Raw genomic sequence first — 13,077 nt, forward strand, 5'->3', positions numbered from 1 at the left:
CTCGCGATAGCGATTTCACACACAACAAAGAAGTTGGCTGTCAGGTCGCTATCGCGAGCAAGCTCGCTCCCACTGGGGCGGTGAACTGAGCATCTATTGTCGATGCTCAGCGAATGTCGCGCTTAACCGATAGTCATCAGGCTGGCGTTACCCCCCGCCGCGGCGGTGTTGACGCTCAGGGCCCGCTCGATCACCAGGCGTTCCAGCGCGATGCCGGTTTCGCCCTGGGACAGGCCATTGACGCCGACGATGGCACCGGGGCGCTTGGCTACCTGCTGGCAGACGCTGCGCAGCTGGTCCGAGTCGCCATGATGCAGGACGGCGTCGAACACCACGTCATCCTTGGTCCAGTCGGCAACGCGCTGGATACGTGCCTGGATGTCCTTCGGCAAACGTGCGAACAGCGCCTTGGCGGTGTCGGTTTCCGGCCATACGGCCGAGCCACCGACGGCCAGTACCGCCGCCAGTTGCGTCAACAGGTCACCTTCCACCTCGGCCAGGCACAGTACGTGTTCGCGCGGCAGGATGGCGTAGCTGTTGCGCTCGCCGGTCGGGCCGGTCAGTTGACGGGTGATACCGCTTTGCGACTGGGCTGCGAACTGCACGCACAACGCGCTCAGTTCGGCGAGCTTCTGGCTGTCGGCCCAGGCTTTCAGGGCGTTCAGCGGTTTGCTCAGGGCATCGCGCAGGCGCAGGTCCGGCGCACTGGCGGCATCGCCACGAACGAAGGACTGCTGGATCGCATCGGCAGGACGTGTCGACAGCAGGCGGTACAGGTACAGCGGGCCACCGGCCTTGGGCCCGGTGCCCGACAGGCCTTCGCCGCCGAACGGCTGCACGCCGACCACGGCACCCACGATATTGCGGTTCACATAGACGTTGCCGGCATGGACGTTGTCGATCACCTTGGCGATGGTTTCGTCGATACGGGTGTGTACGCCCAGGGTCAGGCCATAGCCGGATGCGTTGATCTGGTCGATCAACTGATCCAGCTCCTTGCGCTTGTAGCGCACCACGTGCAGCACCGGACCGAAGATCTCCCGTTGCAGCTCGTCGAAGCTTTCCAGCTCAATGAGGGTTGGCATGACGAAGGTACCGCGCTTGCATTCCTCGCTGTCGGCGATTGCCATCTGGTACACGCTGCGACCTTTGTCGCGCATGGCCTGGATGTGCTTCTCGATGCCCGCCTTGGCTTCGGCGTCGATCACCGGGCCGATGTCCACGGACAGGCGCTCGGGGTTGCCGAGGCGCGATTCGGCCATGGCACCCTTGAGCATTTCGATGACACGGTCGGCGGAATCTTCCTGCAGGCACAGGACCCGCAGCGCCGAGCAACGCTGGCCGGCGCTATCGAAGGCCGAGGACACCACGTCGATGACCACCTGCTCGGTCAGGGCCGAGGAGTCGACGATCATGGCGTTCTGTCCGCCGGTCTCGGCGATCAGCGGGATCGGACGGCCCTGGTTGTCCAGGCGACCGGCGATGTTGCGCTGCAGCAGGCGTGCGACTTCGGTGGAACCGGTGAACATCACACCCTTGACACGATCGTCACCCACCAGGCGAGCGCCGACGGTTTCGCCGCGGCCCGGCAGCAGTTGCAGGACGCCTTCCGGAATGCCGGCTTCGAGCATCAGGCGCACGGCCTGGGCGGCCACCAGCGGCGTCTGCTCGGCGGGCTTGGCCAGTACCGGGTTGCCGGCGGCCAGGGCGGCGGCAACCTGGCCGCTGAAAATCGCCAGGGGGAAGTTCCACGGGCTGATGCAGACCACCGGGCCCAGCGGGCGATGGGCATCGTTGGTGAAGTCGTTGCGAGCCTGCACCGCGTAGTAGCGCAGGAAATCCACGGCTTCACGGACTTCGGCAATGGCGTTGGCGAAGGTCTTGCCGGCTTCGCGGGCCAGCAGGCCCATCAGGGGCTGGATCTCGCCTTCCATCAGGTCGGCGGCACGCTCCAGGATCGCGGCCCGCTCGGCCGGTGGCGTGGCTTGCCAGATCGGTGCGGCGTTGAGGGCGCACTGGATGGCATTGTCGACATCCGCCACCGTGGCTTCCTGGACGTGGCCGACCACGTCGCGGTGGTCTGCCGGGTTCAAGACGGGGGCCGGCGTTTCTTCGCTGGCGGCGCAGCCGAGCATCGGCGCGGCTTTCCAGTCGTTATGGGCGGTCGCCAGCAGGGCGCAGGACAACGAGGCCAGGCGATGCTCGTTTGCCATGTCGATGCCGCTGGAGTTGGCGCGCTCGCTGCCGTACAGGTCGCGTGGCAATGGGATGCGTGGATGCGGCAGGCCGAAACCGCCTTCCAGGGTCGCCATCTGCTCGATGCTGGCCACCGGGTCGGCCACCAGTTCCTGAATCGAAATGGACTGGTCGGCGATGCGGTTGACGAACGACGTGTTGGCACCGTTCTCCAGCAGGCGGCGAACCAGATAGGCCAGCAGCGTTTCGTGGGTGCCGACCGGAGCGTACACGCGGCACGGACGGTTCAGCTTGCCTTCGGAAACCTTGCCTACGACCTGTTCGTACAGCGGTTCACCCATGCCGTGCAGGCACTGGAATTCATACTGGCCCGGGTAGTAGTTCTGACCGGCGATGTGATAAATGGCCGACAGCGTATGGGCGTTGTGCGTCGCGAACTGCGGGTAGATGGCTTCCGGCACCGACAGCAGCTTGCGGGCGCAGGCAATGTAGGACACGTCGGTGTACACCTTGCGGGTATAGACCGGATAGCCTTCCAGACCTTCGACCTGGGCGCGCTTGATCTCGCTGTCCCAGTACGCGCCTTTCACCAGGCGGATCATCAGGCGATGACGGCTGCGACGGGCCAGGTCGATCACATAGTCGATCACGTACGGGCAGCGCTTCTGATAAGCCTGGATCACGAAACCGATGCCGTTCCAGCCAGTGAGCTGCGGCTCGAAGCACAGGCGTTCCAGCAGATCCAGGGACAGTTCGAGGCGGTCGGCTTCTTCGGCGTCGATGTTCAGGCCGATGTCGTATTGCTTGGCCAGCAGGGTCAGCGACAGCAGGCGCGGGTACAGCTCGTCCATCACCCGTTCGTACTGGGCACGGCTGTAACGCGGGTGCAGGGCCGAGAGCTTGATGGAAATGCCCGGGCCCTCGTAGATCCCACGACCGTGGGAGGCTTTGCCGATCGAATGGATGGCTTGTTCGTACGAGGCCAGGTACTTCTGGGCATCATGCTCGGTGAGCGCGGCTTCGCCCAGCATGTCGTAGGAATAACGGAAGCCCTTGGATTCGAATTTGCTCGCATTGGCCAGGGCTTCGGCGATGGTTTCGCCAGTGACGAACTGTTCGCCCATCAGGCGCATCGCCATGTCGACGCCCTTGCGGATCATCGGCTCGCCGCTCTTGCCGATGATGCGGCTCAAGGAGGAGGTCAGGCCCGCTTCGTTGTGGGTGGCAACCAGCTTGCCGGTCAGCAGCAGGCCCCAGGTGGCGGCGTTGACGAACAGCGATGGACTGTTGCCCAGGTGGGGCTGCCAGTTGCCGGTGCTGATCTTGTCGCGGATCAGTGCATCGCGAGTGCCCTTGTCCGGGATGCGCAGCAGCGCCTCGGCCAGGCACATCAGCGCCACGCCTTCCTGGGACGACAGGGAGAATTCCTGCAACAGGCCCTGAACGATACCGGCACGACCACCGGCACTTTTCTGGTTACGCAGTTTTTCGGCGATTGACGCGGCAAGCTTGTTGGTGGCTTCGGCCATTTCCGCTGGCAGGCGAGCCTGCTCGATCAGCATCGGGACCACTTCCGGCTCGGGGCGACGGTAAGCGGCGGTAATGGAAGCGCGCAGCACCGATTGCGGCAGGATGCTTTCGGCGAATTCCAGGAAACACTGGTGCGCGTGGTCGACCTGGACATCACCGGCTTCGTCACTGTCGATACGGGTCGAACCGTTCAGCTCGGTCAGGGTTGCACCACCCTCGAGTTTTTCCAGGTAATTGAAAATTGCCTGCTTGATCAGCCAGTGCGGCGTGCGATCAATCGAGGTTGCGGCCGCCTTGAGGCGTTCGCGGGTCGGGTCGTCGAGTTTGACCCCAAGGGTGGTGGTAGCCATATTTTTATCCTCATGTTTACCACGTATTGCGTGGCATCAGCTGGCGGCAAGATTAGCCTCGGGCTGTTCGAGGTGCAACCGGGTGCAACCCTTTTTTTGACGAAATATCCAGCAGCTCATCAGGAAGTGAATCCTGGGCTGCGGTCCGTTGCACCGGCTTAGTGCTTTGGCTTCTAGGCAAGGCTGGCGACTGCGCAAAAAGGGAGCAAAAAACACTGTCAGTGGTGAAAAAACCGATCAGGTGCAACTTATTTGAGCGAAACAGGTTGCACCTTATTTCACTTGTTGAATAGCATTCGCGGCCAAGGTGCAACCGGTTTGACGCCGAGTTGTATCGGCCGATGGCTTTCCTGGGGAAACATCGGTCATAAATTCGCGGGTTTGCAAATCGTCGCTACAACGTCTGCGTTGTCGGCGCTTTCAACTGCCACCGCTACATAAAAACAAAGCCAGGGCGTAACTCATGAGTGTAAGCAATCCCACCCTGATCACCTTCGTGATCTATATCGCAGCCATGGTCCTGATCGGCCTGATGGCTTATCGATCCACCAACAACCTTTCCGATTACATCCTGGGCGGCCGCAGCCTGGGCAGCGTCGTGACCGCATTGTCCGCCGGTGCCTCCGACATGAGCGGGTGGCTGTTGATGGGCCTGCCAGGTGCCATCTACATGTCCGGCCTGTCGGAAAGCTGGATCGCCATCGGCCTGATCGTCGGTGCCTACCTGAACTGGCTGTTCGTAGCCGGTCGCCTGCGGGTCCAGACCGAGCATAACGGCGACGCGCTGACCCTGCCGGACTACTTCTCCAGCCGTTTCGAAGACAAGAGCGGTCTGCTGCGCATCATCTCTGCGGTGGTGATCCTGGTGTTCTTCACCATTTACTGCGCCTCCGGCATCGTGGCCGGTGCCCGTCTGTTCGAAAGCACCTTCGGCATGTCCTACGAGACTGCGCTGTGGGCCGGTGCCGCCGCGACCATCGCCTACACTTTCGTGGGCGGCTTCCTGGCCGTGAGCTGGACCGATACGGTGCAGGCCACCCTGATGATTTTCGCGCTGATCCTGACGCCGATCATCGTGCTGCTGGCTACCGGCGGCGTGGACACCACCTTCCTGGCTATCGAAGCGAAGGATCCTTCGTCCTTCGACATGCTGAAGAACACCACCTTCATCGGCGTGATTTCGCTGATGGGCTGGGGCCTGGGTTACTTTGGCCAGCCACATATCCTGGCGCGCTTCATGGCCGCCGACTCGGTCAAGTCCATCGCCAGTGCCCGTCGCATCTCCATGACCTGGATGATCCTGTGCCTGGGCGGTACCGTTGCCGTCGGCTTCTTTGGTATCGCGTACTTCTCGGCGCATCCTGAAGTGGCCGGTCCAGTGACCGAAAACCACGAGCGCGTGTTCATCGAACTGGCCAAGCTGCTGTTCAACCCATGGCTTGCCGGCGTGCTGCTGTCGGCCATCCTGGCGGCCGTGATGAGCACCCTGAGCTGCCAGTTGCTGGTGTGCTCCAGCGCCCTGACCGAAGACTTCTACAAGACGTTCCTGCGCAAGAGCGCTTCCCAGCTGGAACTGGTCTGGGTCGGCCGCGCCATGGTGCTGCTGGTGGCTCTGGTGGCCATCGCCCTGGCCGCCAACCCGGAAAACCGCGTACTGGGCCTGGTGAGCTACGCTTGGGCCGGTTTCGGTGCGGCTTTCGGTCCCGTGGTCCTGATTTCGGTGATCTGGAAAGGCATGACTCGTAACGGCGCCTTGGCCGGTATCCTAGTGGGTGCAATCACCGTGATTGCGTGGAAGCACTTCGAGCTGCTGGGCCTGTACGAAATCATCCCGGGCTTTATCTTCGCCAGCCTGGCGATCTACATCGTCAGCAAGATGGGCTCGCCTACCGCCGGTATGGTGCAGCGCTTCGAAGCGGCTGAAAAAGATTTCCGCCTGAACCAGTGATGCGCTCGGCGAGGCCTGGTTGGCTCGCTTGATCGATCCGAAACGGCCCGTCTCCAGTGGAGGCGGGCCGTTTTTTTGTTCAGCTCGGATCGGCATCGGGCTGGTTGAGGAAGATCAGCACTCCCAATATCGCCATGTAGAACCTGAAGGCGGCGTCCTGGCCGTTCCAGATTTGCGATTGCCACATCAGGAACCACTCGCCACCCACCACCATGAAGCCAAAGAACCAGACGAGGAACCCTGCCGTCAGGCCGCCGATGGCCCATCGCTTGGCCTGGGTGAAAACCGGGCCGTCGGCGTTGCGCGCCTGCCACAGTTTCAAGGCGCCGTAGCCCAGCAGCCCGGCGGTGATCGCTTCGCCGAGGATGATCAACCAGTAGGCGCCATGCCATAGCCAAGGCTGGACAATGGCGCGGTAGCGGGCGGCATTGTCCGGGAAGGTGGTGTCCATGCTCAGTACGTGCTGGACGAAGTTGAAGTTGGAGCGGTAGTCCGTGAGATTGTTGAACACGGTCAGGAAGGCGAATGCGGCGAGAGCCAGGGTCATTGCAATTTTCGAATAGCGGGTTGTCATGCGGTGCGTCCTTTGCTTTTTGCGACGCTGGAAACGTTATCACGCTCCGATGCAGTCCCGAGGCCCGCCATGTTGTAAGACGCGGCCGATTCCGCCGTGTGACGAGAACGTGTCCGGACATACGCATTTTCTTGGGGCCCACGTTCCTGTTCGTGGTTCCAGAGGGCCGTTTTGCTGACGGCGGGCGCTGACCCAGGTACATCCGCTCGGCTGCGAACGCCTGACGTCCGGCACGCTTCAAGGTAAACTCGTCGCCCTTCGCAGGAGCCGCCATGAATTATCGCCACGCCTTCCACGCCGGCAATCACGCCGATGTGTTCAAACACCTGACCTTGACCCGCCTGATTGCCCTCATGTCGCGCAAGGAGCAGCCGTTCGCCTACCTCGATACCCATGCGGGCATCGGGCTGTACGACTTGCAGGGCGACCAGGCCAATCGGACCGGCGAGTACCTGGAAGGCATCGCGCGGTTGTGGGACCAAGACGACCTGCCGGCGCTGACCGCCGACTACATGAAGGTGCTGCACGAGATGAATCCGGACGGGCAGTTGCGCTACTACCCCGGTTCGCCGGAACTGGCGCGGCGCCTGACGCGGCCGCAGGATCGGGTGTTGCTCAACGAGAAACACCCCGAAGACGGCGTGCTGCTCAAGGACAACATGAAGGGTGACCGTCGCGTGGCGGTGCACCTGGGGGAGGGCTGGCATGTACCCCGAGCGCTGCTGCCGGTGGCGGAGAAACGTGGCCTGATGCTGATCGATCCGCCCTTCGAGCAGCTTGACGAGATGCAGCGCTGCGCCGCGTCCCTCAAGGAGGCCATCGGCCGGATGCGCCAGACGGTGGCCGCGATCTGGTACCCGGTAAAGGACCAGCGCATGCTGCGCCGTTTCTACCAGGATCTGGCTGGCACCGGCGCGCCCAAGCTGTTGCGGGTGGAGTTGCTGGTGCATCCGTTGGCCACGCCCAACAGCCTGAACGGTTCCGGCCTGGCGATTGCCAACCCGCCCTGGGGGCTGGAAGAGGAGTTGCGTGAGCTGTTGCCCTGGTTGTCGAAGAAGCTTGGGCAGACCCAGGGTGGCTGGCAGATGGATTGGTTGATCGCTGAAAGCTGATCGCTGGCCAGCTGTATTGATACCGTCTGAAGGATAGCTTCGCGAGCAAGCTCCTCTCACACTGGGGCGCAGGTGTACGCAGCAGTTGCATACATCACCAGACCCTGTGGGAGCGAGCCTGCTCGCGTTGTCTTGCAGGGCTCCGGGGTCAGATCGGGCAGGTCACGCCCGTACCGCCGATTCCGCAATAGCCTTCAGGATTCTTCGCCAGATATTGCTGGTGATAGGCCTCGGCAAAGTAGAACGTCGGCGCTTCGTCGATTTCGGTGGTGATTTCCCCCAGGCCGGCCTTGGTCAGTTCGGCCTGGAACACTTCCTTGCTCTTCTTCGCCGCTTCCAGCTGCTCGGGGGTGGTGCAGTAGATCACCGAGCGATACTGGGTGCCGATGTCGTTGCCCTGGCGCATCCCCTGGGTCGGGTTATGCAGTTCCCAGAACATCGCCAGCAGTTGTTGGTAGCTGACCTTCTCCGGCTCGTAGACCACCAGCACCACTTCGCTGTGACCGGTCAGGCCCGAGCAGACCTCTTCGTAGGTCGGGTTTGGCGTAAAGCCACCGGCATAGCCCACCGCCGTGCTGACCACGCCTTCGCGCTGCCAGAACCTGCGTTCGGCACCCCAGAAGCAACCCAGGCCGAAGATCGCGAAATCCACATTGGTTACGAATGGGCCCAGCAATGGCGCGTCGAGGACGAAGTGTTTTTCCGGCACGGCCATTGGGGTTTCACGGCCAGGGAGAGCTTGATCGGGAGTAGGAAGCACGTTTTTGTTCACCAGGATTTCCGAGCGCAAGACCATCATCAGTCCTCTCAGTCAGATTGAGTTGAGCGAAATAGACCGTCAGTGTGCCCAATGCCGATGGGTTAAGAAAGACGCAACTGCTGCGAGGGGGCTCTATCGCTTGTCGCAGTCAGACGAGTGGACCGCGGGGATAGCGCTTGAGCTTCTCCACCAGTTCCGCACCTGGGATCGGCCGGTCGAACAGGTAGCCTTGGCCCACATCGCAGCGATGACGGCGCAGGAACGCCAGTTGCTGGGCGCTCTCGATGCCCTCGGCCACGACCTTGAGCTTCAGGTTGTGGGCCATGGCGATCACTGCCGAAGTGATTTCCATGTCGTCCTGGTTGTCGGGGATCTCATGGATGAAGCTGCGATCGATCTTGATGATGTCGATGGGGAATTTCTTCAGGTAGCTCAGGGACGAATAACCGGTACCGAAATCGTCCATGGCCAGGGTCAGGCCAAGCCGCTTGAGCTGGTCGAGCTGCTGGTGGGTGTCTTCGGTGGCCTCCAGCAGCAAACCTTCGGTCAGTTCCAGCTCCAGGAGGTGGGCGGGCAGTTGCTCTTCCTTGAGGATGCTGGCGATCGAGGCCACCAGGTCAGGATCGGAGAACTGCTTGGGCGACAGGTTGATCGCCACCTGCAGGTTGCCCAGCCCGGAGGCGGTCAACTGCTTGCTCATGCGGCAGGCCTGGCGGGCGATCCACTTGCCGATGGGGATGATCAGGCCGGTTTCCTCGGCCACGCTGATGAACTGGTCCGGACGGATCATGCCCTTTTCCGGATGATTCCAGCGCAGCAGCGCCTCCATGCCCAGCAACCTGCCGCTGCGCAGGCACAGCTTGGGCTGGTAGAACACATCCAGCTCGTTCTGGGTCAGGGCGCGGCGCAGGTTGTTTTCCACGAACAGCTTGTAGCTGGCCTCTGCATTCAGTGCCTCGGTGAACACCTGGACCTGGTGCTTGCCGTTGGCCTTGGCCTTGTGCAGGGCAAGTCCGGCGTTACGCATGAGGGTCTGGGGGTCGCGGCCGTGCAGCGGCGCGCAGGCCAGGCCCACGGAGCCGGTCACGCTGATCAACTGGTTGTCGACGAACATCGGCTTGTCGAGGGTCATCAGCAATTGGCTGGCGACTTGCTGGCCGGCCTCCAGGTCGGTGTCGTCCAGCAGCACGGCGAACTCGTTGCTGGCGAACCTTGCCAGGCTGCCGCTGGGGCTCAGGCTGTTGCGCAGGCGTCGTGCCAGGCTGATCAGCAGTTTGTCGCCGGTCTGATGGCCGAGGCTGTCGTTGATGCGCTTGAAATTATCGATGTCCACCAGCAGCAGGCTGATGGGCGAATCGCTGTCCCGGGCGAAGCGTTCATCCAGGTTGCGAATGAACGCCGGGCGGTTGCCCAGGTTGGTCAGGTTGTCGGTGTAGGCCAGGCGTTCGATGCGCTGCTGGGCCAATTTAGCCTGGGTGATGTCTTCGTAGATGCCGATGTAGTGGGTCAGTTCGCGGTTATCGCCATAGACCTTGGAGATCGACAACTGGCCCCAGTACGGTTCCAGGTTCTTGCGTCGGCTCTTGAACTCGCCCTGCCAGCTGTTGCTCTGTGCCAGGGCCGAGGGCGCATCGAACAGCAGTTCGCTGAGGTTCTCCAGGGCCGGCAGTTCTGACAGGCGCTGGCCGTGGACTTCTTCGGTGGTGTACTGGGTGATGGCGGTGAAGCTGGGGTTGACGTATTCCACCACGCCATCGCAGTTGACCAGCAGGAACGCGTTGGCGCTTTGCTCCACGGCACGCTGGAACAAGTGCAGGGCGCTGGTGGCGATGCGGCGGTTGTGATTGTTGATCACCTGGGCGAACTGGTCCGCCAGTTCACCGGCAAAGGCGATTTCGTCCGACTGCCAGGCGCGGGTAGCGCCCACCTGTTCCAGGCACAGCACGCCCACCACCTGGCCATCGATGCGCACGCTGGCGTCGAGTATGGCGTTGACGTTGCGTGAGCGCAGGTTCTCGGCCATCTCCCGGGTCCGCGGGTCGCGGGTCGCATTATGGGCGTCGATGGCGCGACAGGTCTGCAAGGCCTCCATGTAATCGGGATACTCGCTGGCATCGATCACATCCGGGCGAAAGTATTCCTGGGTGGCGCGGTTATAGGCCGAGATGGGCACCAGCTTGCCATCTTCCAGGTTCCAGATGCTGGCGCAGTCGATCTGGTAAATGTCGCAGGCGCTGCGGGTAATGAGTTCGGCGGCTTCCAGCAGGGAGTTGTTGGCGCTGTAGCGTTGGCGGGTCAGCAGCAGGATCAGATCCTGCTGTGCACGCACCCGGTCCAGGTGCTGGAGCTGTTCCTGCTGGGCGCGCTGGTTCAGCTCCAGAGCGATCTGCAGGCGCGAGTTCTGGGTTTCCAGGTCCAGGGACGGCGTAGACGGCTCGCTTTGCAGCAGGCTGTCCACCGCCATCAGGTAGCCGCGCAGCAGGTGGCGGTTGTGTTGCTTGTAGGACTCTCCCATTTCCAGCAGGTTCATGGGGCCCTTGGCAGTGTGCAGCGTGTAGCGAACCTGGTAATGCGGGGCCTGGGCCAGTTGCTGCTGGATCGCATCGTGCAGCTGATAGCGTGCTTCGGGCTCCATCAGGCTGGCATAAGGCGAACTGACCAGCGAGCAGAGCTCCACAGCCGGCACGCCGAAGTAGCGTTCGCAATTGGGATCGAGAAACAACAGCGCCCAGCTCGCTTCATTCAGCCGTTCGAAACGCAGCATACCGAGCCGCGAGGGCACCGGTAATTGCGTCACTACCTCGGCCGCCATACGGCTGGCGGCATCGGGTTGGCTTTTCATGGGAAAACTCGCTTCGAAAATGCTGATCGCGCCGGGCTGACGCCCTCGTTCTCAAGGATTGCCGCAAGGTTGCATCATTGCGACACTGGCTGACAAGAGAGATGAAGGCCAAGTGCTATAAACCTTATCGGCCGATCGGCGGATTTCTCCAGTCCCCAGCCGATCAGAGGGCTCGGCCAGGGCGACCGTTTGTCAGCGCAACGGGATTTCGACTACTTCCAGCGGGCGGCCGTCACAGTCGTGAAACGTCACGCGGACGCTCTGGGCCGTGACTTGCAAGTGGGCGAAGTTGTCCTGACCGATCACGGGGCTGGTCAGTTCATAGCGGTAGTCCCCTTTTTCGCTCCGGACCATGGGGCTTTCGAAAATAAAATCCGAGGCCGTGGCGTATGGCAGCAGTTCGCTGTTGAAAAACGGCGAGGAAACGATGGTGTGGACTTCGAAGTCGGCATCCTCGCTATGGCCCAGGCGACTGGTCATGGAGCCGTGAACGTCGCCGGACACGAAAATCACGTTCTGGATCCTGTGCTGGCGGATGCTTTCCAGCAGCCGCAGGCGCTGCTGCGGGAAAGCCTGCCAGGCATCGCCATCGTTACGCTTGCTGTCCGGGTAGAACAGGACGCTGGTCACGATGAATTTGACCCGGGCGGTGCTGTTGACGAGCCATTGGAGCAGCGACCGTTCCTGCCTTGCATCCAGGATGCGTCGATCATCCGGCGACAGATTGCGCTCGGTCCGGCTATCCGTGACAAACCATTCGATATCCCCGTGAGCCAATGTATACCAGTACTGCTGCAGCGGTCGGCTCAAGGTTCCGGCGCTCGACAGTTCATGGGCCGGACTGTGGCTGGCCTGATACAGTTGATAGGCGCTCATGGCGTTCGCATACAGGATTTCATCGTTGAGTTGTTTGTTGGCGGGCCAGTTATCCTCGATCTCATGATCGTCGAGGATCATGTACGTCGGCACGCCGGACATCAACTTGCCGATATGAGGCTGGGAAAAGACAGTGCGATATTTGAACAGGATGTCCTTGTAGGTTCGATCCGGCGCCACGATGTTCAAGTCGTCGAGATACACCTGGTCCCCTGTCATCAGGAGGCCGCGGATCGGTGGGTCGGCCTGGTCCACGATACGCTGGATGCCGGCGAAGGTCCGGTCCCCCCGTTCTGGCGCCCTCGGGATGCCGGCGGTGATCCGCAGATAACGGCATGAACCCACGATATAGGCGTACGCAGCATCGCGCGCGCGGGGCAGGGTGCGCAGGCAATAGATATCCTGGGGCCACTGCAGTGGCGGTTCCTGAAGCGTTCCCAGGGGCTGGCTCGGGTTTGCATGGACAAACCAGCCTGCTTGATATTGGTAGCGGCTGTCGGCCTGGAGTCCTGTCAACACAATGACATCGGACATATCGCGGTGGGCATGCAACTGGACGAAATGGCCGTCAGACCATGTTGTCTCACCCTGGCGCCTGTAACGCAGGCCGGCGAATACCGGATTGTTGTGATTGCCATGGTTGCCGCGCAGGAATATGCGCGCGTGGTCGGTTGTCGTGTGGCCAATTATGGGGCCCACGGTGGGTTTGAACATATTCGAATCCATTCGAAAGCAATGCTTGATCAACTGTGTGAGTACAAACGTTCGGTTGTTTTTGCACGGGCCATGCTAAAGCCTGACGGGGCATGGCTATTCAACGGGAGGGGGACAGAAGTTGTCGGCAATGATCAACAGGTTGTGTAGTCATTGATGGTTTGCGCGGTAGGAA

The 13,077-nt window shown here is 61.6% G+C and carries 8 protein-coding genes; 3 read left to right on the forward strand and 5 right to left on the reverse strand.

Features of this window, described 5'->3' with window-relative positions:
* Positions 1-122: 122 nt before the first annotated feature.
* Complete coding sequence (putA, locus tag AC1M7R_RS13620; protein ID WP_072398563.1) at positions 123-4,076, reverse strand: trifunctional transcriptional regulator/proline dehydrogenase/L-glutamate gamma-semialdehyde dehydrogenase; 3,954 nt, start codon at positions 4,074-4,076, stop codon at positions 123-125.
* A 463-nt stretch (positions 4,077-4,539) separates the two neighbouring features.
* Here putA and putP point away from each other — a divergent pair, with 463 nt between their 5' ends.
* Entirely contained in the window at positions 4,540-6,024 is a 1,485-nt protein-coding gene (putP, locus tag AC1M7R_RS13625; protein WP_490610461.1) for a sodium/proline symporter PutP, read from the forward strand.
* Between the two features lie 79 nt (positions 6,025-6,103).
* On the opposite strand, the gene AC1M7R_RS13630 is transcribed toward putP, so the two are convergent.
* Complete coding sequence (locus tag AC1M7R_RS13630; RefSeq protein ID WP_072398561.1) at positions 6,104-6,598, reverse strand: DUF2165 family protein; 495 nt, start codon at positions 6,596-6,598, stop codon at positions 6,104-6,106.
* Positions 6,599-6,870: 272 nt separating this feature from the next.
* Between AC1M7R_RS13630 and AC1M7R_RS13635 the strand changes: the two genes are divergently transcribed.
* On the forward strand, positions 6,871-7,710 hold the full coding sequence (locus AC1M7R_RS13635; RefSeq protein WP_072432175.1) for a 23S rRNA (adenine(2030)-N(6))-methyltransferase RlmJ: 840 nt from the start codon (positions 6,871-6,873) through the stop codon (positions 7,708-7,710).
* A 148-nt stretch (positions 7,711-7,858) separates the two neighbouring features.
* On the opposite strand, the gene msrA is transcribed toward AC1M7R_RS13635, so the two are convergent.
* The 3 genes from msrA to AC1M7R_RS13650 form a co-directional block, all read right to left on the reverse strand.
* The gene (gene msrA, locus AC1M7R_RS13640) at positions 7,859-8,506 is read right to left on the reverse strand and encodes a peptide-methionine (S)-S-oxide reductase MsrA (RefSeq protein WP_072398578.1); all 648 of its coding nucleotides are present in this window, start codon (positions 8,504-8,506) and stop codon (positions 7,859-7,861) included.
* A 112-nt stretch (positions 8,507-8,618) separates the two neighbouring features.
* Positions 8,619-11,312 (reverse strand): putative bifunctional diguanylate cyclase/phosphodiesterase, encoded by a 2,694-nt coding sequence (locus AC1M7R_RS13645; RefSeq protein ID WP_072398559.1) that lies wholly within the window; start codon positions 11,310-11,312, stop codon positions 8,619-8,621.
* Positions 11,313-11,504: 192 nt separating this feature from the next.
* Positions 11,505-12,722, reverse strand: a complete 1,218-nt coding sequence (locus tag AC1M7R_RS13650; RefSeq protein ID WP_243750485.1) for an alkaline phosphatase D family protein — start codon at positions 12,720-12,722, stop codon at positions 11,505-11,507.
* A gap of 12 nt (positions 12,723-12,734) precedes the next feature.
* Here AC1M7R_RS13650 and AC1M7R_RS13655 point away from each other — a divergent pair, with 12 nt between their 5' ends.
* Positions 12,735-13,052 (forward strand): hypothetical protein, encoded by a 318-nt coding sequence (locus tag AC1M7R_RS13655; RefSeq protein WP_256327857.1) that lies wholly within the window; start codon positions 12,735-12,737, stop codon positions 13,050-13,052.
* The last annotated feature ends 25 nt before the right edge of the window (positions 13,053-13,077 follow it).

This window comes from Pseudomonas sp. MS01C9 (genome assembly GCF_058202755.1).